The sequence below is a fragment of the Oxalicibacterium solurbis genome, assembly GCF_014635845.1.
GTDB lineage: Bacteria > Pseudomonadota > Gammaproteobacteria > Burkholderiales > Burkholderiaceae_D > Oxalicibacterium > Oxalicibacterium solurbis.
The window spans coordinates 403,517-429,321 of record NZ_BMDP01000001.1 but is presented as its reverse complement, the minus strand read 5'-3'; the positions used below and the strand labels follow the sequence as shown (position 1 = coordinate 429,321).

At 51.3% G+C, this 25,805-nt stretch carries 25 protein-coding genes and 1 pseudogene; 13 read left to right on the top strand and 13 right to left on the bottom strand.

Annotated elements, in window-relative coordinates; translation table 11 throughout:
* Positions 1 to 71: 71 nt before the first annotated feature.
* Positions 72 to 959, bottom strand: coding sequence for a hypothetical protein (locus IEV40_RS02055; RefSeq protein ID WP_188419291.1), 888 nt, complete (start codon positions 957 to 959; stop codon positions 72 to 74).
* A gap of 178 nt (positions 960 to 1,137) precedes the next feature.
* Between IEV40_RS02055 and IEV40_RS02050 the strand changes: the two genes are divergently transcribed.
* From IEV40_RS02050 to istB, 3 genes are all read left to right on the top strand, one after another.
* Positions 1,138 to 1,461 (top strand): pyocin activator PrtN family protein, encoded by a 324-nt coding sequence (locus tag IEV40_RS02050; protein ID WP_229723915.1) that lies wholly within the window; start codon positions 1,138 to 1,140, stop codon positions 1,459 to 1,461.
* 228 nt (positions 1,462 to 1,689) lie between these two features.
* On the top strand, positions 1,690 to 3,255 hold the full coding sequence (gene istA, locus IEV40_RS02045) for an IS21 family transposase (RefSeq protein ID WP_188419290.1): 1,566 nt from the start codon (positions 1,690 to 1,692) through the stop codon (positions 3,253 to 3,255).
* Positions 3,252 to 4,007 carry an IS21-like element helper ATPase IstB gene (istB, locus tag IEV40_RS02040; RefSeq protein ID WP_229723914.1) on the top strand — a complete coding sequence of 252 codons (756 nt, stop codon included), beginning with the start codon at positions 3,252 to 3,254 and terminating at the stop codon, positions 4,005 to 4,007. Before istA ends, istB begins: the two co-directional genes overlap by 4 nt.
* Before the next feature lie 69 nt (positions 4,008 to 4,076).
* On the opposite strand, the gene arsH is transcribed toward istB, so the two are convergent.
* From arsH to IEV40_RS02010, 7 genes and pseudogenes are all read right to left on the bottom strand, one after another.
* Entirely contained in the window at positions 4,077 to 4,787 is a 711-nt protein-coding gene (arsH, locus tag IEV40_RS14610; protein WP_371870029.1) for an arsenical resistance protein ArsH, read from the bottom strand.
* 93 nt (positions 4,788 to 4,880) lie between these two features.
* Positions 4,881 to 5,213, bottom strand: a pseudogene (gene arsC / locus IEV40_RS14605) (arsenate reductase (glutaredoxin)); the annotation flags it as partial.
* Between the two features lie 42 nt (positions 5,214 to 5,255).
* Positions 5,256 to 6,542, bottom strand: coding sequence for an arsenic transporter (locus IEV40_RS02030; protein WP_188419288.1), 1,287 nt, complete (start codon positions 6,540 to 6,542; stop codon positions 5,256 to 5,258).
* 60 nt (positions 6,543 to 6,602) lie between these two features.
* Entirely contained in the window at positions 6,603 to 7,115 is a 513-nt protein-coding gene (locus tag IEV40_RS02025; protein ID WP_188419287.1) for an arsenate reductase ArsC, read from the bottom strand.
* Between the two features lie 32 nt (positions 7,116 to 7,147).
* Positions 7,148 to 7,483 carry an ArsR/SmtB family transcription factor gene (locus IEV40_RS02020; protein ID WP_188419286.1) on the bottom strand — a complete coding sequence of 112 codons (336 nt, stop codon included), beginning with the start codon at positions 7,481 to 7,483 and terminating at the stop codon, positions 7,148 to 7,150.
* 73 nt (positions 7,484 to 7,556) lie between these two features.
* Positions 7,557 to 8,021 carry a 3'-5' exoribonuclease gene (locus IEV40_RS02015; protein WP_188419285.1) on the bottom strand — a complete coding sequence of 155 codons (465 nt, stop codon included), beginning with the start codon at positions 8,019 to 8,021 and terminating at the stop codon, positions 7,557 to 7,559.
* A 23-nt stretch (positions 8,022 to 8,044) separates the two neighbouring features.
* On the bottom strand, positions 8,045 to 9,595 hold the full coding sequence (locus IEV40_RS02010; protein ID WP_188419284.1) for an LA2681 family HEPN domain-containing protein: 1,551 nt from the start codon (positions 9,593 to 9,595) through the stop codon (positions 8,045 to 8,047).
* A gap of 134 nt (positions 9,596 to 9,729) precedes the next feature.
* Here IEV40_RS02010 and IEV40_RS02005 point away from each other — a divergent pair, with 134 nt between their 5' ends.
* Positions 9,730 to 10,377 carry a DUF2026 family protein gene (locus IEV40_RS02005; protein WP_188419283.1) on the top strand — a complete coding sequence of 216 codons (648 nt, stop codon included), beginning with the start codon at positions 9,730 to 9,732 and terminating at the stop codon, positions 10,375 to 10,377.
* 228 nt (positions 10,378 to 10,605) lie between these two features.
* On the opposite strand, the gene IEV40_RS02000 is transcribed toward IEV40_RS02005, so the two are convergent.
* From IEV40_RS02000 to IEV40_RS01990, 3 genes are read right to left on the bottom strand one after another with little or no spacing between them, the layout of a single operon-like run.
* Positions 10,606 to 11,976 (bottom strand): hypothetical protein, encoded by a 1,371-nt coding sequence (locus IEV40_RS02000; RefSeq protein WP_188419282.1) that lies wholly within the window; start codon positions 11,974 to 11,976, stop codon positions 10,606 to 10,608.
* The gene (locus IEV40_RS01995; RefSeq protein WP_229723913.1) at positions 11,973 to 13,670 is read right to left on the bottom strand and encodes a tyrosine-type recombinase/integrase; all 1,698 of its coding nucleotides are present in this window, start codon (positions 13,668 to 13,670) and stop codon (positions 11,973 to 11,975) included. Before IEV40_RS01995 ends, IEV40_RS02000 begins: the two co-directional genes overlap by 4 nt.
* Entirely contained in the window at positions 13,624 to 14,673 is a 1,050-nt protein-coding gene (locus IEV40_RS01990; protein ID WP_229723912.1) for a tyrosine-type recombinase/integrase, read from the bottom strand. Before IEV40_RS01990 ends, IEV40_RS01995 begins: the two co-directional genes overlap by 47 nt.
* Before the next feature lie 175 nt (positions 14,674 to 14,848).
* Between IEV40_RS01990 and IEV40_RS01985 the strand changes: the two genes are divergently transcribed.
* From IEV40_RS01985 to ftsB, 4 genes are all read left to right on the top strand, one after another.
* On the top strand, positions 14,849 to 16,270 hold the full coding sequence (locus IEV40_RS01985; RefSeq protein WP_188419971.1) for a DNA internalization-related competence protein ComEC/Rec2: 1,422 nt from the start codon (positions 14,849 to 14,851) through the stop codon (positions 16,268 to 16,270).
* A 112-nt stretch (positions 16,271 to 16,382) separates the two neighbouring features.
* Entirely contained in the window at positions 16,383 to 18,038 is a 1,656-nt protein-coding gene (pyrG, locus tag IEV40_RS01980) for a CTP synthase (RefSeq protein WP_188419280.1), read from the top strand.
* A gap of 89 nt (positions 18,039 to 18,127) precedes the next feature.
* Complete coding sequence (eno, locus tag IEV40_RS01975; protein WP_188419279.1) at positions 18,128 to 19,411, top strand: phosphopyruvate hydratase; 1,284 nt, start codon at positions 18,128 to 18,130, stop codon at positions 19,409 to 19,411.
* Between the two features lie 51 nt (positions 19,412 to 19,462).
* Positions 19,463 to 19,798, top strand: a complete 336-nt coding sequence (gene ftsB, locus IEV40_RS01970) for a cell division protein FtsB (protein ID WP_188419278.1) — start codon at positions 19,463 to 19,465, stop codon at positions 19,796 to 19,798.
* 47 nt (positions 19,799 to 19,845) lie between these two features.
* On the opposite strand, the gene hslO is transcribed toward ftsB, so the two are convergent.
* Together hslO and IEV40_RS01960 are read right to left on the bottom strand one after the other, a co-directional pair.
* Positions 19,846 to 20,766 carry an Hsp33 family molecular chaperone HslO gene (gene hslO / locus IEV40_RS01965; protein ID WP_188419277.1) on the bottom strand — a complete coding sequence of 307 codons (921 nt, stop codon included), beginning with the start codon at positions 20,764 to 20,766 and terminating at the stop codon, positions 19,846 to 19,848.
* A gap of 2 nt (positions 20,767 to 20,768) precedes the next feature.
* Entirely contained in the window at positions 20,769 to 21,293 is a 525-nt protein-coding gene (locus IEV40_RS01960) for a gamma carbonic anhydrase family protein (protein ID WP_188419276.1), read from the bottom strand.
* 178 nt (positions 21,294 to 21,471) lie between these two features.
* On the opposite strand from IEV40_RS01960, the gene IEV40_RS01955 reads away from it, so the two are divergent.
* The 5 genes from IEV40_RS01955 (at position 21,472) to htpX (ending at position 25,748) form a co-directional block, all read left to right on the top strand.
* Positions 21,472 to 22,335 (top strand): ferritin-like domain-containing protein, encoded by an 864-nt coding sequence (locus IEV40_RS01955; protein ID WP_188419275.1) that lies wholly within the window; start codon positions 21,472 to 21,474, stop codon positions 22,333 to 22,335.
* A gap of 152 nt (positions 22,336 to 22,487) precedes the next feature.
* Positions 22,488 to 22,682, top strand: a complete 195-nt coding sequence (locus IEV40_RS01950; RefSeq protein ID WP_229723911.1) for a hypothetical protein — start codon at positions 22,488 to 22,490, stop codon at positions 22,680 to 22,682.
* 156 nt (positions 22,683 to 22,838) lie between these two features.
* Positions 22,839 to 23,711 carry an alpha/beta fold hydrolase gene (locus IEV40_RS01945; RefSeq protein ID WP_188419969.1) on the top strand — a complete coding sequence of 291 codons (873 nt, stop codon included), beginning with the start codon at positions 22,839 to 22,841 and terminating at the stop codon, positions 23,709 to 23,711.
* A gap of 215 nt (positions 23,712 to 23,926) precedes the next feature.
* Positions 23,927 to 24,763 carry a 3',5'-nucleoside bisphosphate phosphatase gene (locus IEV40_RS01940; RefSeq protein WP_188419274.1) on the top strand — a complete coding sequence of 279 codons (837 nt, stop codon included), beginning with the start codon at positions 23,927 to 23,929 and terminating at the stop codon, positions 24,761 to 24,763.
* A 109-nt stretch (positions 24,764 to 24,872) separates the two neighbouring features.
* A complete protein-coding gene (gene htpX / locus IEV40_RS01935; RefSeq protein WP_188419273.1) occupies positions 24,873 to 25,748 on the top strand; it encodes a protease HtpX in 876 nt (291 codons plus the stop codon).
* Positions 25,749 to 25,805 lie beyond the last annotated feature (57 nt).

Below are 25,805 nucleotides of genomic sequence, written 5' to 3'. Positions count from 1 at the left end.
GCTTATGGCCGACAGCTGACATTGACAAATACAGCACCAACGTAGTGATGCTGTTGGTATCAAACTTTATGCTAATACTCAGCAGTTTCGGAATTCCTTACTGAGAGCCATTCAGAATACGCTTTGGTCGGCGCTCCGATATCTAGATCCGGTCCAATCAATGGCTGAAAGAATTCTCCTATCTGCACTGAACTGAGTATCTGAATTAAGTAGTGATTCTTTGATTTTCTATCTTTTACGTGAGAATTCTTTTCTCTCAGATGTTCTGCTAACTCATACAAGACGCGGGACATGGCCGGATAGTTAGATTTCTCAGCATATATTCGGTTGCCGTTGTACCTCGCTAGACAGAAAACACGCTCTGCATATAGATCAAACATCAACGCTCCTATGCAGCGTTCGTTAAGGTCATTGCCTATCATTAGCAGTACACGGAAGATACTTTTCGCACACTCCCATACCTGCTCAAAGTCTTGGCGCTCATGATTCATACGCAGCAGAATTGTCAGAGCAGTCAGACTGTCCAGACTTGCACGTCGCTCAAACGAGCCAAGGTAATGTCGATCACCTCGCAAGCGAATTACATTATTTGCTTCAATTACTATCGTTGGAATATCACCGCTCAGTTCACGAATCCATTTGTGTTCTTTTCCATGTATGGGACCGGAACAACGTAATACCGACCAGAGAACATGATTGAGCTCCCAGCTTGAGCCATCCACCAATCGATCCGCATGCTCTACAAGATCCGGTCTTGGTACATGTTTGCCTTCCGAATATTCGAGGTAGCGATTGTTACGGATGCTATTAACGCCAGTTCCTGTTTTCCCAGGTTGCAAAAATCGTTGGATTTCACGGGGGATATAAATGTCCAGATGGTCCCCAATACATCTAAACCAATTAATGGTGCGGATCTTGTCTACTGCATCATCACGCCTTTTTGATCGCTGAAGTGGCATTTACAAATCGAGAAAGTATTAGGAAAGGACGAAATATAAAGAGCATAACCAATATATTCAATGACTTACAAACTCTCACGGTTAACAAAAAGAGTGAAATTAAGAGTCAACATAGAGGTTTCCACTTAAAACCTTCATTGCTAAGCTTGCTATCTTCCTAGCAACCGCGTGACTGAGAGTGACCGTCAACACCATGACCCAACTAATGTTTGATGAACCACTGGCCGTGTTGCTGGAAAGAGAGTTAATGCACCGCCATGGGCCGATGATCTCTAACGACGATTTGCGTCAGGTCTTGTGTTACCCATCTAAAGAAGCATTCCGGCAAGCTATTGTGCGCAAGACAGTACCGATACCAATTTTCGATATTGAGAATCGAAAGGGCAAATTTGCGCTGGTGAAGGATGTTGCTATCTGGCTGGCCGAGCAACGAGAACGTGCCGTCAGCAATATGGTTATGCCACCTTCTTCAAAGGCAGTTACTGAGGGAGAAAAACCATGACCTAATCTACCTAAAGCGAAGGTAGAAACAACAAAGGCCTGTGAGCGTCAACTCACAGGCCTCTTGTACAGCGTTTGGAAATGCATAATCCGCGCTCAGTATCTCCCTTCCAAAATCCTCTGTCAACACTTTGAAATTTCGAAGTGCCTAGCCACGTCTGTGTGGTGCTCATGAACATCGCTGTTTCCGACAGCGATGCATATAACCATGGTCAACAGGAGAGTCGACATGCGAAAAATTCGCGATGTCCTTGAGTGCATTTTTACAAAAGAGTTATCCCATCGAGCTACGGCAAAGCTGCTTAGAGTCAATCGCAGAACAGTAACTAACTATCTGGAAAGATTCAAAAAATCAAAGTTGCCTTGGCCACTGCCAGCTCATATGGACAATGAAAAGTTGGAAAACACATTGTTCCTGAATGCTGCACTGCCAAATTCCAGCGACAAAAAACCAATCATCGACTTCCCAAAAGTCCATACCGAGTTGCAGAAAAAAGGGGCGACGCTGGCCATCCTGCATCAGGAGTGGCAAGAGACGGTCCCGCCTCATAACCACATCAGCTATTCACAGTACTGCCGTCTGTACAACCTCTTTAAGAAGACGTTGCAGGTATCGATGCGGCAAACAGCGGTCTTTGGAGAGGTAGCCTTTGTCGACTACTCTGGAAAGACCTTGTGTGTGACCGACCCAGACACCGGCGAACTGAAGAAGGTACAGATATTCGTCGGTGTATTAGGCGGATCAAAATACACGTTTTGCGAAGCAACTTGGAGCCAAACATCTAAAGACTGGATTGCGTCCCACACAAGAATGTTTGAGTTTTTCGGCGGCGTGCCACGCATTATCGTGCCGGACAATCTGAAAGCGGCCGTAATTAAAGCGGACAGGTTTGATCCAACGATTAACGAATCTTACAGCGCGATGTGCCGTTACTACGGGACACATCCATTTCCTGCTCGTCCACGAGAGCCTAAGGACAAATCAAAAGCAGAGGCCGCTGTGTTGTTGACACAGCGCTGGATCTTGTTTTCCCTACGTAGCCGAAAATTCTTTTCACTCGCAGAGATGAACCGAGAAATCGGCATTCTCTTGGAAAAATTGAATATTCGGCCATTTCAAAATCTACCTGGATCGCGGTTTAGCACATGGCTTGAATTGGAGCGGCCAACACTTATGCCATTGCCTACTCAACGGTATGAGTTTGCCGAGTGGGGCAAGGTCCGTGCAGGACAGGACTATCACGTGTGCGTCGATCGGCACTTTTACAGTGTTCCCTATCATCTGAAGGGAATGGAGTTCGAGTACTGCTTATCTGGACACTCATTGGATTTACTTTACAGAGGAAACTGTTTAGTCACGCATGTACGCAGCTTCGCTGCCGAACAGACGACCACCCTGAATGAGCATAGGCACCCCACACACCTGGCCCTTTTGCAATGGTCCGAATCCGAAGCACTTGCATGGGCAACAGACGTTGGCCCGAACACGGCCGTATTACTGCAGGCTCAGTTAGCCAAGATCCGAGGGTACTTGCTCGGATATCGGATTACCCAAGCAATGAAAAATCTTTTTAAAAGCTATGGGAAAACTCGCCTAGAAGAGGCTTGTTCGTATGCCGTAAAAAACAATATTACCGGCACACAGGAACTACGAAACATCCTTTCGAGGAATATCGATCGCCTACTGGCACAGGACGTTCCAGAAGAAAGTAAAGACACGCCGCATCAAAACATCAGAGGTGCCAACTATTACAGCGATTTTCTACAAATTACAGATAAGGAAATGAAATCATGATCAACAATACTATTGAGCAGCTCAATACACTTAAATTATTCGGTATGGCGGCAGAGTTTGAGCGCCAGATTGGAAATCCAACAATGCATGACATGCCATTTGAACAGCGTGTCCGCAACATGGTGGATCATGAAACGACTGTACGGGAAAACAAACGCCTGCAGATACTCTTAAAAAAGGCAAAACTCCCTCTGAGCACTTCAATCGAAGATATCGATTATCGATCGCCACGTGGATTAGACAAGGCATTGATGCTCTCGCTATCCACTTTGGATTGGGTGCGGAAGCAGCACAATTTGGTAATCACAGGGCCAACCGGTACGGGTAAGACTTGGTTAGCGTGTGCGCTGGCCAACTATGCATGCCGGCTGGGATTGTCTAGCCAATTCTATCGCGTTCCCATATTGATGGAATCACTGCTTTCTGCAAGAGCGTCAGGATCTTTCAGTTTGCGACTTGAGCAGCTCAATAAGATTGATTTGCTGATACTAGATGACTGGGGGATTGAACCTTTATCGAAAAGAGCCCAGAACGATTTGCTGGAGCTGGTCGATAAACGTTTGGGTAAGAGGTCAATGATCATTACCAGCCAATTCCCCATAAGTCATTGGCATGATGAGCTGGATAATAAAACGGTCGCGGATGCAATCATGGATCGGATTGCTCACAGCTCTTATCTCCTTGAGCTAAGCGGAGAATCTCTCAGAAGGAACAAAAGCGTGAACACGAAGAAAACGAGATCTTCAAAGTAGTATCGCAAGCATACTCGCCTGCCAGTTCGTCCTGAGTGAGGGTGAACTGGCGATCTGGTATGAGATGGCTTATATCGATACTTGATTAACGCGCTTACTTAGTTCGTCAGCACTCTCTTTGCGCTCGCTGTAACGGTCAACTAGGTAATCGGCAACATCTCGCGTCATTAAAGTGAATTTGAACAGTTCTTCCATCACATCAACGATACGATCGTAGTAAGCGGATGGCTTCATCCGGCCAGCATCGTCAAACTCCAGAAACGCTTTAGCCACAGAAGATTGATTCGGGATCGTGATCATGCGCATCCAGCGCCCCAAGATTCGCATTTGATTGACGGCATTGAAGGACTGAGATCCGCCAGAGACCTGCATGACGGCAAGTGTCTTTCCTTGAGTTGGCCTCACGGCTCCGATTGAAAGTGGAATCCAGTCGATCTGCGCTTTGAGAATGCTGGTCATGGCACCGTGGCGTTCGGGAGAGCACCAGACCATGCCTTCGGCCCACTGTGCTAGGTCCCGTAGCTCCTGTACCTTGGGGTGTGAATCGGTTTCGCTATCCGGTTGCGGCAAGCCTCTCGGATCAAAAATTCTGACCTCCCCACCCATCGCTTCGAGAAGCCTGGCTGCTTCCATCGTCACCAAGCGGCTAAACGAACGCTCGCGAACTGAGCCGTACAACAGCAGAAACCGAGGCCGATGACTTGCTCTCGGTTGCACCAAAAAATCGGCTTCCTGTGGTGGCCTAAAAAGCTCTTTCGAGATATTCGGGAGCCCATCAATCGAATGCGAAACGCGTTGTCCTTGATCGTTAATGACAAGTTCACCCTCTTCCTTGATGAACGCTTTGGCTGGGGATGGAGGCAAGATGTCCAGCACTAACTCCGACGGTCGGCATAACCGTGTGCCAATCGGCGTAATGACGAACGGACGATTGATCAAAATCGGATGCGCCATCATTGCATCCAGTAATGCGTCGTCGTCGATCGCTAGGTTATCTAGGCCCAGCTCTGCATAGGGCGTACCTTTTTGGCGCAACGCATCTCGAACAGACAGTCCCGCTTTCTTGATCATTGAGCGTAGTTCGTCCCGCGCAGGGGGGCTATTCAAGTACTCAATGACCTCAGGTTCGATACCGACATGTCGGATGAGTGCCAACGTATTTCTTGATGTTCCGCAATCTGGGTTGTGAAATATCTTCACGTGCATATTTTTAACGTTTCTAATGTGGAATTCTAGATAAGGGCAGCTTTAGATACTGAGTCTTATGGCCAAGGCACAGAGCGTGATGAAAAGTACTGGTAACGTCAGCACTGCACCGACACGGAAATAGTAGCCCCAGGTAATCTTGATGCCTTTATTTGAAAGCACATGCAACCACAGCAAGGTTGCCAAGCTCCCTATTGGCGTAATCTTGGGCCCTAAGTCACTACCAATGACATTCGCATAGATCATTGCGTCACGTACAACGCCTTCGGCATTGCTAGCATCAATTGAAAGCGCGCCGATGAGTACAGTCGGCATGTTATTCATGATCGAAGACAGTATCGCAGTCACGAAGCCTGTTCCCAGCGCCGCACCCCATACGCCGTAGTGCGCAAATTCATTCAGCAGATTCGAGAGATAGTCCGTCAGGCCTGCATTGCGCAAACCATAAACGACCAGATACATTCCTAAAGAGAAGAAAACGATCTGCCACGGTGCATCCCGAACGACAGCGCGTGTCGAGATCACCTGTCCTTTCCCAGCTACCAGCAAGAGAATCAGCGCGCCGACTCCGGCAACGACGCTGATTGGTACACCGATCGCATCCTCAAGCCAGAAAAAACCAATTAGTAAAAGACCTAACACCCACCAACCGGCTGCGAATGTCGAATGATCTTGAATGGCACTGTTAGGCTCTTTGACATCGCTAACAACATAGCTGGCAGGAATATCGCGTTTGAAATACCAAAACAGCACAAGCAAAGTCGAGCCGACCGAGACGACATTCACCGGCACCATGACCGCCGCATACTGTGCAAATCCAATGCCGAAATAATCTGCAGAAACGATGTTCACTAAATTAGATACAACAAGGGGCAAGCTTGCCGTATCAGCAATGAAACCCGCTGCCATCACAAATGCCAGCGTGGCACGTCCTGAGAATTTCAAGGCAACTAGCATGGCAATGACGATGGGCGTCAATATCAGAGCTGCACCATCGTTCGCAAACAAAGCCGCGACAACCGCACCAAGTAAGACCAGCAATACAAACAGCTTGCGACCATTGCCGCGGCCCCATCGGGCTACGTGCAAGGCTGCCCATTCAAAGAATCCCGCTTTGTCGAGTAGAAGGCTAATGATGATGATGGCAATGAAAGTGGCCGTTGCGTTCCAGACGATATCCCATACGACTGGAATATCAGAAAGTTGAATTGCCCCAAACGCCAGCGCTGCCAATGCACCACCCATTGCGCTCCAGCCAATGCCGAGCCCTTTGGGTTGCCATATTACGAGGGTAAGCGTGATGAAGAAAATCAGTAAAGCGGTAAGCACGGAAACGTCCTTGGTGACTGAGAAGTAGAAGAAAAATGGGGCGATGTGCGCCCCGTTTTATTACGACTGTTTCGAGCCGATAGCATCCATCTCGTGCTTGATAGCTGTTTTTTCGAGCTGGTGAATCGGCAGATTGTTAAGCAGATTGATACGGGAAACGATCTGCTTCGCAACCTTGGAGAACACCGCACGCTTTTCTTCATCGGTACCGACAGCCGCCGCTGGATCTTCAAAGCCCCAGTGAGCAGAGACTGGATGTCCAGGCCAGATCGGACAGACTTCGCCAGCAGCGTTGTCGCAGACAGTAATAATGAAATCCATCTGCGGCGCACCAGCAGCCGCAAATTCATCCCAGCTTTTGCTGCGCAGGTTCGTAATCGGGTAGCCGGTGTCTGCGATCTGTTCGATCGCAAACGGATTGACTGTGCCTCCTGGATGACTTCCGGCACTGAAGCCACGGAAGCGTCCTTTACTGATCGAGGTCAGAAAAGCTTCGGCCATGATGCTGCGGGCTGAGTTGCCTGTGCAGAGAAACAGCACGTTGTATGTCTTTGCGGCGTCTGTATTGCTCATAAAAGTATCCTCGATTTAAATTAGTTTGGAGCTCAAGACTGACTTGCTGACTCAGCCGTACAAGCCGAACCAGGCGTGCATACATTGCCTCCACAGCAGTTCTCTGTAAGGAATCCGATCACGCCATTCATAGTCTGAAAATTTGCCGAATAAATTACAAATCTGCCTTCATTTCGGGAGACGATGAGTCCAGCATGCGTCAGTTCTTTGAGGTGGAACGACATGGATGAAGGCGGTATTGATAAGTGATCGCCGATCTTGGTAGCGGCCATGCCTTCCGGCCCGCATTGCACCAGGACACGAAAAATCCCAAGACGTGATTCCTGAGCTAGGGCAGACAGCGCTGCAATGACCTGCGAATCTTTCATCAAACTATCCTTCATTTCAATAATTCCACATTTCAATAATAATTGAATTATATGACAAATTCATGACCGTGTTTTATTTCGAGAATGGCGCACGGTACGCGTGCCGGTTCGCTTGAGCATCATAAAGTGCATGATGCTCAGGTAATTGAGACGCTTTGAAGAAATCGTAAAGCATCAGCTCGACAATTTCGTTACTCACTAGTTTGTAGTGACACCATGGCGGTACGCGGTAATCTAGTACGTCACAAAACAAATCCCAATCAGTCTGGTAATCCACGCAGATATACACATCCTCTTTGTCTCTACGGACGATCTCTAGCCATTTGATGATCTCTAAATGAACATTAGGACGCGAGTAGTAAGAATGTGGAATCTTGCGCAACAGCGGTACAACTGCTTCACGAACAAATGCAGAGCATGCATGATCAGAGTACGGCACTTCGGCATAGAAATCCTCACCATACTCGGATGCCATACCTAAGCTAATAAGCTGAGGGTCGAGAAAATCTGTGAATTCTGTGTCGATAAATACATTCATAAGCTCTAGCGAGATGCGGTTAGTTACTGATCACGTCCTCTAATATAGTCATGATCTGGGACAACCATTGAGCCAATAACGCCTTCTATTCGTTCTGTTAGGCCTTTCTCATGTTGAGTAATTGAAAGAGTAAGCATTTGAATTGCAGACCTAGCAATTCTTAACGCTTTTAACATCTCCTTTCTAAACTCCTCTAATCGGTGACGCTCAATTTCAGGAGCTTTCCTACTATTGTCTGGATCACCAAGGTCATGAAGAACAACAAACCGATGAGTACCCGCATTCCTTAGATTTTTTTGGGAACGCAATATACCCGTAGAGTTATCGTAATCTTCTGCGAGCTCAACAAGACCATACAGTGCAGTAACTCCCCCCAAGATTGTTTTTCTGATTGGTTCGGATAGTGGCCTTATCCCGTTAACGTCTGGTTTTCCACGCCATAAATTCCCAAAAGTGACGTCTCTTGGATTTTCTCCAAACTCGAAGTAATGGTTGGCCGTCACAGCAACCTTATCGAGAAGATCGAGGGATGTGCGATGAGCCAATATAAGGGCAGATGAATCTGGGCCATAGTTAGCATAATCAAGGGTGTCAGAAAATCGCCCCGTTGTTGGCCATACACCTTCTTGTGTGGCACACCACGCTAAATCTCGTGCAAGAATGAAATCACTCTTCAATGAGTTAAACATCGCAAATATCGGAGGCGGAGCTCCCCCTGAATTTTTCTGTCTCTCTAGAATTCCAGGGAGCATGAGCCAATCCATTTTTCCGAGAGATGGATCAACAAGCTCAACACTCGGAGCAAGAGTCAACCTTTCACGCTCAACCCAATAAACAAAATCATCTTCGTGTGCTACACGTGGTGGTGGATTTTCAAATCTTCCAGCAAATTCTGAAATCTCTTTAGCAAATTGTACCCCCGCATATTGGACGACCTGATCGTAATGCTGTGTGGCTACCTTTGCCATCATCGCAGCTTCTGTAAGCGTTACTTCTGAACAGTTGCCTTGTTTATATAGCCATAGCAATTCACGTGCTATGCCAATTGCCGCAACACCATTGCTTGGATCCATTTCCAGTGCGACTAAGCGAGCGTCATGTGCCTCGCCCAGTCGATAGCTAGCACTAAACTGATTAGCTAAATTGGTCCATGCCTGTGACTGCAAAGATCTATCAGCAGATTCATTGTTGGCGACTTTCCATAAGCATCGTCTTGCTTCAGCGCGATCCGCTCTAGTCAGTTCTTGATGAATCAACCAGTCTTGTTGCGGGGGATGTCCGACGCTTGCGATAAGGGCATTAGCAAGGTTATACGTGACATCATCAGTTGGAAAATATTTATGGAGTTCTCGATACAAGGAAAGCCCCTCCAAGATGGCACTCATATCTTTAGCCAATACTCCTCCATCGACTAAGACAGCAGCAGATAACCCCATCAAATTGATGCCTTCAAGCTCATCTGGAAGATTCAGATTAATAGCCCGTGCTTGCCTAACTGCCTCACTAGGATCTTGATCTAGCAAAGCGTTAAGCTGGCTTGATGTTCGTTTAAAGCGCTCCGCGCTTGTGGGCATATACTTTCCTTTTATATGGCGGCCAAAGCGATATGACTTTATGAATAATAATCACAAGCTGCAGTGGAAGTGACGGTCAACGATCGTAGACTGAACAGACCTACAGGTTTTTTAACATAGGGGACAAGAAGATCATGAAAAACAAGAAAAAAATGATTATCACGCTGCCTGAGTATCAACGCATTTTTAGAGTAATTCATTCCGTACACCAAAGCGTCGATGCCCGAGAAGTAGCCTCCTGTCTTTTTTATAACACTATAGGAGCATTACTAATCGAAAAATGTTTCGGTATTGAAGCCGCTCCTAGAATGGGAGCGGGCATTATTCGCATCGGATCTTCATCAGAGCCCGTTCTAAGCTTTGCCGAATTAAATGAGGATGGCGAACTCCAGAGTTCAACGAAAGCTTTTCATTGCTGGGTTGAGACTGAAAGTCATGTAATTGATTTTACTGCTCCCCTATACGAATGGTATTTCGCAAAGCTCGGCATGAAAACCAAGATGCCCCATAAGATGTTTCAGAAACAAAAATCAGACATGTCTGCCTCACATCACCACCTTGAGAATGCAGGCGTCTTTTATCTTTTGCCAAATCTAGAATTGACCGCATACTTTCTACAAAACAGTATACGTACTCAGGCTATGGATGATCTTGCACAGATATGTATGCAATGGTTTACTCGCCCACCTAAATCAATAAAAAACTCTTTTACGATGATGACTGAGACAGGGAAAATCATTCCAATCCAACTGCGCCCTGTTGCGCTCTCGGGTACTTGGTAATAGCCGAAAATCCAATTCGTAGTGAACGCCCGTCGTCGGAGCTGTTGAGCTCTGAAAGATTCCACATCTATTTTCCTCTGCGCCATAAAACATGATGCAGCTTCCCTAGCAGGACAGGCCATTAATTCTGCGATTTGGTGCAGAAGCAATGCAAACAGGCGGCTACTTTGTGATGCGCATTAGTGGTTACTTTGGCTTGCGTATGCATGGCTAACTTCATGCGAATACTCAGCTATGTAAAGGATAAGGTAAGCCATCTTTATTTCGGATTCCTTGAGAAACACAGAAATTTCGTAGATCCTTGAACATTGATGCTCCCGTCAGTACGGAAATGGGAGCGCCAACGCGATATGAACGTGCTAAAAATAATTTATCTTTTTGTCGTTGTACTACGTCTAGTCGTTTTAGTAATGCCGCTTTATTTTTTTCAAACTGGCTACCTAACTTCTCATTAATTTTCACTTCTTCTAGCGCCAATGTTGAACGCATTCCCGCGCTGAGGGTTTTTAATACATCCACTGCTTCAACTACAATAGGTGGAACTTGCCAAGCTTTAGGACGCTTGCCTGTTTTATAAATGGTGCCATGCATGTAGATCACGTCAAAAGTATTGTCTCGGCTTCTTTTTTTGACAATGCAATTTGCACCAAGCGACATCATTTCCGAATCTCGAATCCCGGAAAACATACAAATTACGATGTAACAAGCTGTTCTTAGCCTAATTACCTCAGTTTTTAGAGCATTGGATGTTTTAAATCCTGCATTGCGAGCTGCAATAGTTCTGGCTTTTGATTCGGCTACTTTTAGTGTTTTATTTGTGGGTGTTCTATCGCTGGATGCCTTAACTGAGCTTACTTTTTCGCCAGCTAATTTCGTGCTATTGAAGCCAGCCAAAATTTTTCTTGATTTCACTTGTACATATTCAATCGCAGCGTTAGCGATTTGAGGAACAATTTCATCCGGGATGAAGTTAGTTCGCGGCTTTCGTTTATCACCTTTGAGACTTAACCCTGCCAGAGAAACTGCAGTTTCATGTTTCCATGGATTTTCCTGTAATGCGTCATGTATTTTGTCTCGTTGATGAAAAAGAGATTCATACATAATCAAACGCTTAGCAACAGTAGAGTCGGCTGCTAGTTCATGCCCATCTATTTTCAATCTCATGACTTGTAAGACCTCATTCGAGCGTCCCGCCAAGTCAGCGAATTGATCTATTCCATTCTTTACCATCCATCTCAGTAGCGGAATCAGGCTTTCCTTCTTTCCGATGAGGGTGTTCATATGAGCCCTGGAGCGCCCTTCAACAGGTTCGGAGAATAAAGACCATATAAACTCTTTCGAGCTATGAAGAAGATTCTTATGCTGCTCGTCAGTTAGCTTGCTTCCATCATGAAGGTTAATGCGCCAATCCAGATGCTTGGAGCCGCGTGCTCGATTTTCTTGCGGGATATAAGGATAGAAGTCCCATACCTCATCTTTGAAACGACTAACTACTATCGTTTTTCCATCCGGTTGAGTGGCAAGAGATACAGGCATGTTTAATTTCTCTTCCATCGAAAATTCTTTTGCAGGACGAAGATCTAATTGATTTTTAATCATGCTATGGAATCCTTCCAGGTTGGATGCGGTGTTTCTCGAGCTTTTTCGCGAGCAGCCTCAATTTTTTCTGGAGGAAATTGTGATGCTATGGCCGTATCAATGCGGCGAATAATTGGACCATATGTCTTAAGCCAGTGAGTGGGATGAATCTTGGAACGTTCAGAAAGTAGGCGGTAGTAAAAACTATAAAGTCGCCACAAATCATCTTCAAAAACGCACATATTTGGACATTTAAAACAGGCCAGGTATTTATTGCAAACTGACTCGTTTTCTCGAAATGGATTGCTGCATCTCGCAATTCCGGTGTTGTATCCAGAGCCAAGCAAATTAGTGATGTTGGCCAATGGAATCTTGCCATCAGCGGCTAAAAAAACTTTTCCTTCTAATTCAAACTTAATGAAACTACTGACCATGCCATCCAGTGCAAATGCATGGTTACGTTCGGAGCCAAAAGGTTTGCTTGCATAATGACGGGCTGTAGTTTGAACATGTGCGTGTCCAAGTGCTTTTTGAACCTTTCTTATATCGCCAGTGCGCTGATAAAGTTCGGTTGCCATTGTCGGGCGAAGGCGCGAGATACTGATCAGAAATCGTTCTCCTCGATCGTTTTTAAGATCATGTCGTATGGAAAATTTTCGGATAGCGTTACTTGCATCAATTTTTTTCATTCTCGAAATATGGCCGATCTTTGAACCTTGCGATACGACTTTAAGCATTACAAAATTGCGATCTCTTTCGTCTGCTGCTTTCATTAATGGCTCGGTGTACTTCGACAAAAATCTAAAATGATCCGCTACATTGGATGGTATCGAAGTAAGAATTGAATCTGATTCTCTCTCATCAGCTTTTCGTATTGACGTTGCATGAGACTTATAGCCACGGCGTTTATATGTAACTAGAAACTCACGATCAGGAAGAGCATGCTCCTGAATACTATCTCGTTGAAGTTCCAATAAAGAGGTGAGGTTGCGACCGGTTGCGGCAGCTAATACGAGCAAATACACGCAAAGAACTTGATTTCCTGTCAGTTCTTTTCCTTGTCTTTCGTGAATTGTTTTTAGATCTTTGTTTAAAGCGCTGAGTATGATTTTTTGTTCGCTTTGTGAATATGGCTGGCGGTGAGATACTTGCCGCCCTGAATTGGGATAAGGATTGCGAGGAAATGATAGATCCCGATTTACTGATTCTGGATCTCGTTTTTGACAATATATGAAAATAGATTTTATAGCGATAAAAATCGCAAGCTTACTGGGAGTGGAAAATGCCTCACCTCTGTTGACGCCACTGGTTGCATTTTGCAAATCCATCCAAGTCAAAAATCGATTTATAAGTTTTCTGTCAACTTGTTTCAACTGGGTGATGAACTCTCCCTCGGCAGCTAGATAATCTAAGAATTTCCAGAATCTTCGTATACCAACGTTCTCATAGGATTTCAGCGTGTAATTTTGCAAGCTGTGACGCATACTCCAAATTGTGTTTCGTAATTGTTCCGCAATTTCTTCACGCCCGCGATCCCTATACAAATTGAAGTCAAATTTTATTGGGCCATGATTTTGGCAATCAATAATGAATTCCCATCCTGGCGGGAGATCGACGATTTTCCCATCGTCCGTAAAGATATCGGTTGAGCGATCAATTTTCTTTCGTCTAAGTACCATTCCGCAATGCCTCGCAAATATCGAATTGATATCCATCCACTGCATCATGTTCAATTAAATCTGTCGCATGAATGTATTTTTCTGTGGTTTGTATAGAACTGTGTCCCATTCGATCTTTGACCCAAAGCAAAGCTAAACTTTGATCTCTATTTCGGCTCATTCGAAGTAACTCGTACGTACCGAATGTATGACGGAGCATATGTGGGTGACATTTAATTCCACACCTATCACTTAGTTTCTTGAATGCGCTAGTTATTCCGTCGCTTGAAATTTCTTCTCCGGTGCTTGATAGGAAAAATTTCTCCGATTCGTACCCATATTTCCGTTTGAATTTCTTTGCTAATTTTGATCGTACAAAAATTAAGTAATCATTTAATGCAACGGCAAGATCGTAAGGAATCATCACAACCCTCTCTTTTTCACCCTTGGTAGGACTTAGCTTTCCACCAATCTCCATGGGTAATTGTTTTTTGGGGTCATGACCAGCAGGGTTAGGTACTGCGACATAGTTCAATTCAGCTGTCTCTTCACGACGCATTCCGGTTAACAGCATTAGATAACCCATAAGCCTAAGTCGACGTGGGGTTAGCTGATCACAAAACTGGATAGCTTTTTGAATCGGTAGAAATTTAGGGATGGGTGAGTAAGTTTGCATTGTCAGTTCATTCGCAAGATATCTACCGTGATTAACTTCGAGGTGTGCGAAAAAACCTGGTGATTTTTTTACGGAAATTTCTTCATTAGAAAATGGCAAAGATTGAATGAGGTTTTCTCTGAATGCCCATTTGTAAAAAGAAAAAGTGCCTCGCAGTCGTTGATTAATTGAACTGCGCTTGCAGCCTCTGGCTAACATTGAATTTCGCCAGGCAGCGATATGACCAGGGACTATTTCATCCCATTTCAAATTATTCGCCTCCAGAAATCCAAAGAATTCGTACAGCAACATTCCATATGTACGCCAAGTTTTAACTGACCTTGTTCGGCCACGTTCAATAGCGATATATCTTAAATATGCATTCGGGACATCCACTAATTCCATTTGCTCATTACAGAGGAAGGGAATATGAGGGTGCGAACTCCCTTGGTAATGAAACTCATGGTCAGTAAAGAAGAGGCGCATCAAGTAATTCCTGGCTTCGAAACGATATTTGGTTTGAGTCAGCCAACATACTAAATGTCTACATCCATACGCAACAGTTAATTGGTTGGATATCATGCTGACGGTGGTGGCGCTGGCGTTGTGGTTCGGCCGCATTGCCAGCGTGTCGCACGTGCTGTGCCTGGCATTGTTTGCCGTGGTGCTGCTGGACCCATGGGCAGTGCTGGGCGCGGGTTTCTGGTTGTCGTTCGGGGCGGTGGCGGTGATTCTGTATGCCAGTGTCGGCCGTGCATCGGCAGCGGGAGTTTCGTCGCGTCCTGGCTGGCGCGTAGCGCTGGATACGGCGGTGCTGACGCAGTATGCGGTGACGATCGGATTGATTCCGTTGACGATGCTGTTGTTCGGCCAGGTGTCGCTGGTCAGTCCGATCGCCAATGCGATTGCCATTCCACTCGTCAGCTTCTTCGTAACGCCGCTGGCGCTGGTCGGCAGCGTGCTGCCGGCACCCTTGTCGGATTGGTGCCTGCTGGCGGCGCATTTTCTGGTCGAATGGCTGGCATACGGTCTGACGTGGTTGTCCGGCTGGTCGTTTGCGGTGTGGACGGCGCCGTTGCCGACGTGGTGGATGTTTGCGCTGGCCATGCTTGGCACGCTGTGGATGCTGGCACCACGCGGCTGGCCGGCGCGTTATCTGGGTCTGCTGACGTGGTTGCCGTTGCTGCTGAACGCGCCGACGCATCCGCGTGCCGGCGAGATGTGGGTGACTGCCTTCGATGTCGGGCAAGGCATGGCGCTGCTGGTCGAAACGCAAAACCATCGATTGCTGTACGACACGGGGCCGGCCTATTCTCCGGAGAGCGATGGCGGCAATCGTGTCGTTGTGCCGTATCTGCGCGCACGCGGGATCGCATCGCTGGACGGTATCGTGGTTTCGCACAGTGATACCGATCACGCGGGCGGTGCGCTGTCCATTCTGGAAAACGTCAAGGCCGGCTGGCTGACATCGTCGCTGTCGTTGGAGCACCCCATCGTCGCTGCGGCGCGTGAACATCGACGATGCGAAGCCGGAGCGGCGTGGCAATGGGATGGCGTGCAATTCGAGATGTTGCACCCTGCGGCGGAGGTGTACGACAATCCGTCGGGCAAGCCGAATGCGCGCAGCTGCACGTTGAGAATCATGGCCGGCGGACGTGCCATTCTGCTCGCCGGCGATATCGAGGCAGCGCAGGAAGCTGAATTGCTGGCCGATGATGCCGATCGTCTGCGTGCGGATGTGCTGCTTGCGCCGCATCACGGCAGCGGTACGTCGTCGACGCCGGCCTTCCTGCGTGCCGTCGACCCGAAGATTGCGCTGTTCCAGGTCGGCTATCGCAACCGTTATCGCCATCCGAAGCAGGAGGTGTTCGATCGTTATGGCGAATTTGGCATCACGCGGCTGCGCAGCGACACATCGGGTGCCGTCACGTTGCGCTTCGGTTCGTCGCTGGATGTGGCCGAGTATCGGAAGGAGCGGCCGCGATATTGGTATGGCCGTTAATCCGGGAGGATAGAGGCGAACACGCTATTTTTAATCGCGCCCGGCGTTCAAGAAGCGTGTGCCTTGCGGTATAATTTGAATTTCCCGCACGTGCCGTTCGGCACCAATTGCAATGACCAAGTTTGTATTCGTCACTGGCGGCGTGGTTTCATCCCTGGGTAAGGGGATTGCCGCCGCTTCCCTCGCTGCGATCCTCGAATCGCGCGGCCTCAAAGTCACCCTGCTCAAGCTCGATCCCTACATCAACGTCGATCCCGGCACGATGAGCCCGTTCCAGCACGGCGAAGTGTTCGTCACCGACGACGGCGCAGAAACCGATCTGGATCTTGGCCACTACGAGCGTTTCGTCACCGCCAAGATGCGCAAGGTGAACAACTTCACCACCGGCCAGATTTATGAATCCGTGATTCGCAAGGAGCGTCGCGGTGAGTATCTGGGCAAGACTGTGCAGGTGATTCCGCACATCACGAACGAAATTCAGGATTACATCCATCGCGGCGCCGAAGGCTTCGATGTTGCTCTGGTGGAAATCGGCGGCACCGTCGGCGATATCGAATCGCTGCCGTTCCTCGAAGCCGCGCGTCAGCTGAGCCTGCGCGCCGGCCGCAATGCGACCGCTTTCGTGCATCTGACGCTGGTGCCGTTCATCGCTTCCGCCGGCGAACTGAAAACCAAGCCGACGCAGCACAGCGTGCAGAAGCTGCGCGAAATCGGTATCTCGCCGGATGCCTTGCTGTGCCGCGCCGACCGCCGCATTCCGGACGACGAGCGCGCGAAGATTTCGCTGTTCTCCAATGTGCAGGAAGAAGCCGTCATCTCGGTGTGGGACGTCGATACCATCTACAAGATTCCGCAGATGCTGCTGGATCAGGGACTGGACCGCATCGTCTGCGACAAGCTCGGCCTGACGCCGCAACCAGCCGATCTGTCGATCTGGAGCAAGCTGGTCCACACGCTGGAAAATCCGAAGCACACCGTTACCATCGGCATGGTCGGCAAGTATGTCGATCTGACCGAATCGTACAAGTCGCTGACGGAAGCGCTGCGTCACGCCGGCATTCACACGGAAAGCCGCGTCAATATCGAGTATCTGGATTCCGAGGAAATCGAAGCCGGTGGCCCGCAATGCCTGGCGAAGTACGATGCGATCCTGGTGCCGGGCGGCTTCGGCAAGCGCGGCGTGGAAGGCAAGATCGCTTCCGCCCGTTTCGCGCGCGAAAACAAGATTCCTTACCTTGGCATCTGCCTCGGCATGCAGGTTGCGCTGATCGAATATGCGCGTCACATGGCCGGCCTCTCCAAGGCCAATTCCACCGAATTCGATCCTGATACCGAACAGCCGGTCGTGGCGCTGATCAACGAATGGCAGAATCACGACGGCAAGGTCGAGCGCCGCGATGCCAATTCCGATCTGGGCGGCACGATGCGCCTGGGTGCGCAGACCTGCGCAGTCAAGGCAGGGACGCTGGCTGCCGAAATCTACGGCGATACGGTGACCGAGCGTCATCGTCATCGCTACGAAGCGAACAACCATTACCTCGGCCGCGTCGAAGAAGCCGGTCTGGTCGTTTCCGCCCGCACGCCGACCGAATCGCTGTGCGAAATCATGGAACTGCCGCGTAGCGGCGATAATTCCCATCCATGGTATGTCGGTGTGCAGTACCACCCGGAATTCAAGTCAACGCCGCGCGATGGACATCCGTTGTTCATCTCGTTCATCAAGGCTGCGCTGGCGCATAAACAAGAGCAGGCGGAAAAAGTCGCATAAGGAAAAGTCCGCGCATGTGCGTGCATTCACATGTGCATGAAGCGGAACCAAACGGAACGTTACGAACAAGAATTTGCTAGGAGAAATGGATGAGTGCAATCGTTGACATCATTGGCCGTGAAGTAATCGACTCCCGCGGCAATCCGACCGTCGAATGTGACGTGCTGCTGGAATCCGGCGTCATGGGCCGTGCGGCCGTGCCGTCCGGCGCATCGACCGGTTCGCGCGAGGCGATCGAGCTGCGCGATGGCGACAAGAGCCGCTACATGGGCAAGGGTGTACTGAAGGCCTGCGAGAACATCAACACCGAAATCTCGGAAGCGATCATGGGCCTGGATGCCAACGAACAGGCATTCCTGGACCGTACGCTGATCGACCTCGACGGTACCGAAAACAAGGCCCGCCTGGGCGCGAATGCAACGCTGGCCGTCTCGATGGCGGTGGCAAAAGCTGCAGCCGAAGAATCCGGTCTGCCGTTGTACCGCTACTTCGGCGGTTCGGGCGCGATGCAGATGCCGGTGCCGATGATGAACGTCATCAACGGCGGCGCGCATGCGAACAACACGCTGGACCTGCAGGAATTCATGATCATCCCGGTCGGCGCACCGAGCTTCCGCGAAGCGATCCGCTACGGCGCCGAAGTGTTCCACACGCTGAAGAAGATCATCAACGACAAGGGCCTGTCGACCGCGGTCGGCGACGAAGGTGGTTTCGCGCCATCCGTCGAGAACCACGAAGCTGCGATCAAGCTGATCCTGCAGGCGATCGAGCAGGCTGGCTACGAGCCGGGCACGCAGATCGCGCTGGGTCTGGATTGTGCGGCCAGCGAGTTCTACAAGAACGGCAAGTACGAGCTGCATGGCGAAGGCCTGACGCTGTCGTCTGGTGACTTCACCAATCTGCTGGCGACCTGGTGCGACAAGTACCCGATCATCTCGATCGAAGACGGCATGGCCGAAAACGACTGGGAAGGCTGGGCCACGCTGACCAAGGCGCTGGGCAAGAAGGTGCAGCTGGTCGGTGACGATCTGTTCGTGACCAACACCAAGATCCTGCGCGAAGGCATCCAGAAGGACATCGCCAACTCGATCCTGATCAAGATCAACCAGATCGGCACGCTGACCGAAACCTTCGCCGCGATCGAGATGGCCAAGCGCGCCGGTTACACCGCCGTGATCTCGCATCGTTCGGGAGAAACCGAGGATTCGACCATTGCCGATATCGCCGTCGGCACCAACGCGCTGCAGATCAAGACCGGTTCGATGTCGCGTTCGGATCGCATGGCGAAGTACAACCAGTTGCTGCGTATCGAGGAAGACCTGGGCGACATCGCCAGCTACCCCGGCCGCAACGCGTTCTACAACCTGAAGTAATCGTGATGCCGGCCATGCAATGCATGGCCGGTTTTGTATCGGCAGCGTCCCATGCGCCTCATCATCATCTGTCTCGCAGCCCTGGTCGTTCTCATCCAGTTCCCGTTGTGGCTGGGTAAGGGGGGCTGGTTGCGTGTCTGGGATTTAGACCAGCAGGTCGTTGCTGCACAGAAGAAGAACGATGAACTGAAGGCGCGCAATGCGAAGCTGAATTCCGAAGTGCAGGATCTGAAGCAGGGAACCGGCGCGGTGGAAGAGCGGGCGCGCTACGAACTGGGCATGGTCAAGGAAAACGAGGTGTTCGTTCAGGTCATCGATCCTAACCAGAAGATGCCATTCGTTGCCAGCCCGCCGGAGGAAAAGCCGGCGCAAGCTCAGGGGCAATAAAAAACGCGCCGTCAGGCGCGTTTTTTATTGCAGTCACCGGCGGCTTCTCAATGCTTGACCGGATTCGCGGCTGCCAGCGGTTCGGGCGAGCCGCCTACGAATAATTGCGCACAGTCGACACTATCGAATTCGTAATGCTGGCCACAGAAGTCGCAATCGACTTCGAGTTTGCCGAGATCCTGCAGGGCGGCATCGATTTCTTCCTGTCCCAGCATTTTCAGCATGGTGCCGACCTTCTCGCGCGTGCACGAACACAGAAACTGTGGATGGCGCGGATCGAAAACGCGGATCGTCTCCTCCCAGAACAGGCGACGCATCAACGTTTCGACGTCGGTAGTCAGCAATTCCTCACGGCGCAGCGTGGAAGCCAGCATCACCGTCCGCTCCCAGGTGGAGAGGTCGTCGCCCGGTGCGCCGATGCCGCCTTCGCGCGGCAGCTTCTGCAGCAACAGGCCGCGTGCGACGTTGTCATCGGCGGCGAGCCACAGCTTGGTATCGAGCTGTTCCGAACGCAACATGTAGTTTTCGATGACGACTGCCACCGATTCGCCATCCAGCGGCACGATGCCCTGGTACGCCTGCTGGCCGGGCAGTTTTTCTTTCGGATCCAGCGTGATGACGAAGCGGCCTTCGCCATTTGCGTTGACCAGTTGCTCCAATGTGGCGGCGTCGGGAATCACGGCGTTCTCCGCCAGCTTGGCGGTGGCGCGCATGTTCAGCTCGGAATCGCATTCGACCACCAGCAGGCGCAGCGGGCCATCACCATGAATCTGCATGACGATGACACCGTTGAATTTCAGGTTGGCCGACAGCAGTGCGGCGGCGGCAAGCATGTCGCCCAGCACCATCTTGACGGCCTTCGGATAGTCGCGGCGCGCCAGTACGTGGCGCCATGTTTCGGAGACGTCCACCAGTTCGCCGCGTACCGAGGCGTTTTCGAACAGGAACTTCTGCAAGGTATCGGTCATGTTCAACCTATTCTTTTCAATGATTGTCGGAACTGGCGCGCGCGTTCGGAATAGCCGTCCGCGATGCGGCGCAGTCTGGCGATGTCGTCGTCGGTCAGCGTGCGCACGACGCGTGCAGGCGCACCGACGATCAGCGAGTTGTCCGGAAATTCCTTGCCTTCGGTAACCAGCGCGCCGGCGCCGACCAGGCAGTTCCTGCCGATCTTCGCGCCGTTCAGCACGATGGCCTGGATGCCGATCAGTGAGCCTTCGCCGATCGTGCAGCCGTGGATCATCGCCTGATGACCGATGCTGACGTGGTCGGCCATCGTCAACGGAAAGCCGGGATCGGCGTGCAGCACAGCACCTTCCTGCAGATTGCAGTTGCGTCCGATCGTGATGTCTTCGTTATCGCCGCGAACGGTTACCTGGAACCACAGGCTGGAATCTTCGCCGATCTTCACGCGGCCGACGACGGTGGCGGATTCGGTCAGATAGGCGGACGAGGCGATTTCGGGAGCGTGCTCGCCTAATTGGTAGATGGGCATGATTTCAGTACAATGAGCGGTTGCCGTGTGCCGGTCATGCCAGTCTTCCATCCGGAAAGATGGGGGCGATTCATGAAACGGAAAGAGGTTTCCGCACTGGCCCGCGCACTGGCCGAAACAACGGCGCTTACAGCAAGACAAAGGCGTTATTTTACGTCACCTGCACCCACTCTCCCAGATGCGTTCTTCGGTTTCTTCTTTTGCATCCAATGAAAGCGCCGCCGAGTTGCGTCTGGCCGCGTTGCGTCTGACGGAAGAAGTCGATCCTGCGAGCAAGGCGCGCAATACGATTGCGCTTGCCGCAACCTGGCAGCAAGGTCGGCTGGCACTGGATTCTCAGGCGATGCTGCAGCCGTCACTGCCGATTCCGGGTCGTCCTGAAAAGCCCGAATTGATCTCGCCGAAGTTCGTGAAACAACGCTCGATGCACACGGAAGAGGGCCGGGCAGCGACCATTCATGCGCTCGCGCATATCGAATTCAATGCGATCAATCTGGCACTCGATGCGATCTGGCGTTTCGCCGGCATGCCGGACGACTACTATGCCGACTGGCTGAAGGTGGCGGGCGAGGAAGCGCTGCATTTTTCCCTGCTGTCCGATCATCTGCAAAAGCTGGGCTGGCGCTACGGCGATTTCCCCGCGCACAACAGCCTGTGGGAAATGGCCGAAAAAACTTCTGAAGATGTGCTGGCACGCATGGCACTGGTGCCGCGTACGCTGGAAGCGCGCGGGCTGGATGCGTCGCCGCCGATGCGCGCCAAGCTGGCGCAGGCTGGCGACCATGCGGCGGCAGCCATCCTCGACATCATCCTGCGCGACGAGATCGGCCACGTCGCCATCGGCAACCGCTGGTACAACATGCTGTGCGCGCAGCGCGATCTCGATCCGGTGGCCCTATATCCTCAGCTGGCGCAGCAATACAAGGCGCCGGTTCTGCGTGGCCCGTTCAATCTGCCGGCACGACGTGACGCCGGATTCAGCGATGCAGAGTTGCATGCATTGTCTGCCGGGGCGTTAGCGGCAGCCGATCGCGATCAATGAACCCTAGTTATTGCGCCGGTTACATCCTGCGGTTACATCCTGTTACCCGGCTGCAAGAACTTGTCAAAAATTTCACAGTCAGAAGCTGAACTGATGCAAGTTTGCATGTCACCGTCTGCATCAGTTCGTATAACTTGAAAAGGGGCCTCATCATGCAATCCATGAAAAAAATGTTTGTTTCGCTATTTGCCGTCACTTTTCTGGTAGCCGGTCTGGCTGCCTGCGAAAAGAAGGGGCCAGCCGAAACCGCTGGCGAAAAAATCGATCAAGCGACCGAGAACGCAGGGAAGAAAATGGAAGAGGTCGGAAACAACATCCAGAAATCTGCCGAAGACGCCCAGAAATAAATCTTCTGCCTGCAACGCGCATCGATAGGAAAGCCGTCGATGCGCGTTCTTTTTTGCGCAACATCCACTCGTCACAGGGAATGCATGCATGACAGGTAAAATGGCAATCTTGCTGTTTTCGCCATGTACTGCGCGGCAGTGTTCACTTCCCATCGCATGAAGCCTTCCCGTTCAGAATTTATCCCGGTTCGCAATTTGCAGTATCACATCAGGCATTGGGGCAATGACGATGCGCCGGCATTGTTCATGCTGCATGGCTGGATGGATGTATCGGCGTCGTTCCAGTTTCTGGTCGATGCCTTGCAGCGCGACTGGCATGTGATTGCACCGGACTGGCGCGGTTTCGGTCTGACCGATTATGCCGAATCCGGTTACTGGCATCCCGATTATCTGGCCGACCTGGAAGCGATTCTGGATCGCTATGCGCCGGCGCAAGCCGTCAATCTGCTCGGCCACAGCCTGGGTGCGAATGTCGCCGGCATCTACGCCGGCGTACGCCCGCGGCGCATTACCAAACTGATATTGCTGGAAGGCTTCGGCCGGCCGGCCATGACTCCAGAAGAGGCGCCGCAGCGCTATGCGACCTGGCTGGATGAATTGTGCAGCGTGCCGCTGCTGCGGCCATATCGATCGCAGGAAGCGGTCGCCGCACGTTTGCAGAAAAACAATCCGCGGTTGACGAAGGAGCGTGCGATGTTTCTGGCTGAGCACTGGGCATCGCCGGACGAGCGCGGTAACTGGGTTCTGCGCGCCGATGCACGGCACAAGCTGACGAACCCGGTGCTGTATCGGATCGAGGAAGTGCTGGCCTGCTGGCGCGCGATCACGGCACCGGTGCTGTGGGTGGAAGCGGAGTGCAGTGAATTGCTGCCGCGTTTCGGCACGCCGGACCAGATACGCACCGAACTGGACCGACGCATTGCACAACTGGCGAATGCCGCCATATTGAAAGTGCCGGACGCGGGGCACATGGTCCAGCATGATCAGCCGGAAATTCTGGCGCGTGCCATCGACGCGTTTCTGGCTTGAGTTTTGGCTTGAGGTTTCTGGTCTGAATCTTGCCATTTTGCTTTCATCGATAGCGGGGGCGGTTGCATCCGCATTGTTTCGGTACCGGCGTAGGCGAATTTATTTTCTGTACGGCATGAACATTCCGCCCCGCGTACAATCGAATCCATAAAGACACAGACAGATTCATGTGCGGCAGACAACCGCAAACATCACGCAGCAGCAGGCAAACCGATATGCGCAATTTCGATCTTCACAGTCATTCCAATGTTTCCGACGGCACACTGACGCCGACCGCGCTTGCCGAGCGCGCCAAAACCAACGGCGTCGATGTGTGGGCGATGACAGACCACGATGAAGTAGGCGGTATCGCGGAAGCGCGTGCGGCGGCACAGGCGCTGAAACTGCCTTATGTGCCCGGCGTGGAGATTTCGATCACCTGGTCAGGACAGACGGTGCATATCGTTGGACTGCAGATCGATGAAACCAATCCGACATTGCTCGAAGGCCTGGCCTCAATTCGCGGCGGGCGCGAATACCGTGCACGCGAGATGGCGGCGCGACTGGAAGCGGTCGGTATTCCGGGCGCATTCGAAGGCGCGTTGAAATTCGTCGGCAATCCCGATCTGATTTCACGCACGCACTTTGCCCGCTACCTGCTCGAATCGGGCGTCTGCACCGATCTGCAGCAGGCGTTTTCCCAATATCTGGGCGATGGCAAGCCCGGCTATGTGGAACATCGCTGGGCAACGCTGCAGAATTCTGTCGAATGGATACGTGCGGCTGGCGGTATCGCGGTGATCGCACATCCGGGACGCTACAAGTTCAGCGATACGGCATTCGGTGCGTTGTTCAGTGAGTTCAAGGATCTGGGCGGTACCGCGATCGAAGTGACGACCGGCAGCCATACGCCGGATCAATACGACGAATATGCGAAGGTCGCGAAAGCTTACGGTTTTCTCGCCTCGCGCGGTTCCGATTTCCACGGCCCCGGCGAATCGCGTGTCGACATCGGTGCCTTGCCGGCGCTGCCGTCCGGCGTGCAGCCAGTCTGGCATGACTGGGGCATTTGATTTCCCGAGCGTTGACACGGCGCGGGATTCCGGTATCTTGCGCTCTTGAAATTTTGTGCATAAACGCTATTTATCTATCGCCCTTGACCCCCTTACTGGAGGCTTTTGAATGAAACGGATTTTCCTGTTCGTCGCGACGAACATTGCAGTCATCGCGGTGATGTCTATCGTGTTGTCGCTGCTTGGCGTCGACCGCTATATGACGCAGTCCGGCCTGAACCTGCCGATGCTGCTGGTGTTCTCGCTGGTGGTCGGTTTCACCGGTTCCATCATTTCACTGTTGATCAGCAAGCCGATGGCCAAGTGGTCGACCGGTGCGCGCGTGATCGATGCACCGTCGAGCAGCACGGAATTGTGGCTGGTCGACACGGTGCGCAAGCTGGCTGATCGCGCCGGCATCGCCATGCCGGAAGTGGCTGTCTACGAAGGCGAGCCGAACGCGTTTGCCACTGGCGCGTTCAAGAATTCCGCGCTGGTCGCCGTATCTACCGGCCTGCTGCAGAGCATGAATCGCGAAGAAGTCGAGGCCGTGCTGGCGCACGAGGTCGCGCACGTTGCCAACGGCGATATGGTGACGATGACGTTGGTGCAGGGTGTGGTGAATACTTTCGTCGTGTTCTTGTCGCGCGTGGTCGGTTATTTCGTCGATCGTGCGATTTCACGCGACAACAATAATAGTGGCCACGGCATCGGCTACATGGTGACGGTGCTGGTCTGCCAGATTGTGTTCGGTATCGCGGCTTCCGTCATCGTCGCCTGGTTCTCGCGCCATCGCGAATTTCGTGCCGATGCAGGCGCGGCCAAGCTGATGGGTTCGCCGCAGCCGATGATGAATGCGCTGGCACGTCTGGGTGGTGTCACACCGGCGCCGTTGCCGGAGAATCTGGCATCGTTCGGCATCACCGATCGTCCGGGTTTCATGGCGCTGTTTTCCAGCCATCCGCCGATCCAGGATCGTATCGAGGCATTGCGTAACGCACGTTGATTATTGTTTGAACAAGTAATTGGGCGGCGGCGATCGTCAGGTCGCCGCCGCCTTCTT

Bases quoted from the DNA above. Each gene is read 5' to 3' on its own strand.
- IEV40_RS02000 (WP_188419282.1), bottom strand. From the start codon at position 11,976: ATGATTAAAAATCAATTAGATCTTCGTCCTGCAAAAGAATTTTCGATG.
- IEV40_RS01990 (WP_229723912.1), bottom strand. From the start codon at position 14,673: ATGGAATTAGTGGATGTCCCGAATGCATATTTAAGATATATCGCTATT.
- IEV40_RS02005 (WP_188419283.1), top strand. From the start codon at position 9,730: ATGAAAAACAAGAAAAAAATGATTATCACGCTGCCTGAGTATCAACGC.
- IEV40_RS01945 (WP_188419969.1), top strand. From the start codon at position 22,839: ATGAAGCCTTCCCGTTCAGAATTTATCCCGGTTCGCAATTTGCAGTAT.
- IEV40_RS01960 (WP_188419276.1), bottom strand. From the start codon at position 21,293: ATGCCCATCTACCAATTAGGCGAGCACGCTCCCGAAATCGCCTCGTCC.
- hslO (WP_188419277.1), bottom strand. From the start codon at position 20,766: ATGACCGATACCTTGCAGAAGTTCCTGTTCGAAAACGCCTCGGTACGC.
- IEV40_RS01950 (WP_229723911.1), top strand. From the start codon at position 22,488: ATGCAATCCATGAAAAAAATGTTTGTTTCGCTATTTGCCGTCACTTTT.
- istA (WP_188419290.1), top strand. From the start codon at position 1,690: ATGCGAAAAATTCGCGATGTCCTTGAGTGCATTTTTACAAAAGAGTTA.
- ftsB (WP_188419278.1), top strand. From the start codon at position 19,463: ATGCGCCTCATCATCATCTGTCTCGCAGCCCTGGTCGTTCTCATCCAG.
- istB (WP_229723914.1), top strand. From the start codon at position 3,252: ATGATCAACAATACTATTGAGCAGCTCAATACACTTAAATTATTCGGT.
- IEV40_RS01955 (WP_188419275.1), top strand. From the start codon at position 21,472: ATGCGTTCTTCGGTTTCTTCTTTTGCATCCAATGAAAGCGCCGCCGAG.
- htpX (WP_188419273.1), top strand. From the start codon at position 24,873: ATGAAACGGATTTTCCTGTTCGTCGCGACGAACATTGCAGTCATCGCG.
- IEV40_RS02025 (WP_188419287.1), bottom strand. From the start codon at position 7,115: ATGAGCAATACAGACGCCGCAAAGACATACAACGTGCTGTTTCTCTGC.
- IEV40_RS02055 (WP_188419291.1), bottom strand. From the start codon at position 959: ATGCCACTTCAGCGATCAAAAAGGCGTGATGATGCAGTAGACAAGATC.
- IEV40_RS01940 (WP_188419274.1), top strand. From the start codon at position 23,927: ATGCGCAATTTCGATCTTCACAGTCATTCCAATGTTTCCGACGGCACA.
- IEV40_RS01985 (WP_188419971.1), top strand. From the start codon at position 14,849: ATGCTGACGGTGGTGGCGCTGGCGTTGTGGTTCGGCCGCATTGCCAGC.
- IEV40_RS02010 (WP_188419284.1), bottom strand. From the start codon at position 9,595: ATGCCCACAAGCGCGGAGCGCTTTAAACGAACATCAAGCCAGCTTAAC.
- IEV40_RS01995 (WP_229723913.1), bottom strand. From the start codon at position 13,670: ATGGATATCAATTCGATATTTGCGAGGCATTGCGGAATGGTACTTAGA.
- IEV40_RS02015 (WP_188419285.1), bottom strand. From the start codon at position 8,021: ATGAATGTATTTATCGACACAGAATTCACAGATTTTCTCGACCCTCAG.
- pyrG (WP_188419280.1), top strand. From the start codon at position 16,383: ATGACCAAGTTTGTATTCGTCACTGGCGGCGTGGTTTCATCCCTGGGT.
- eno (WP_188419279.1), top strand. From the start codon at position 18,128: ATGAGTGCAATCGTTGACATCATTGGCCGTGAAGTAATCGACTCCCGC.
- IEV40_RS02020 (WP_188419286.1), bottom strand. From the start codon at position 7,483: ATGAAAGATTCGCAGGTCATTGCAGCGCTGTCTGCCCTAGCTCAGGAA.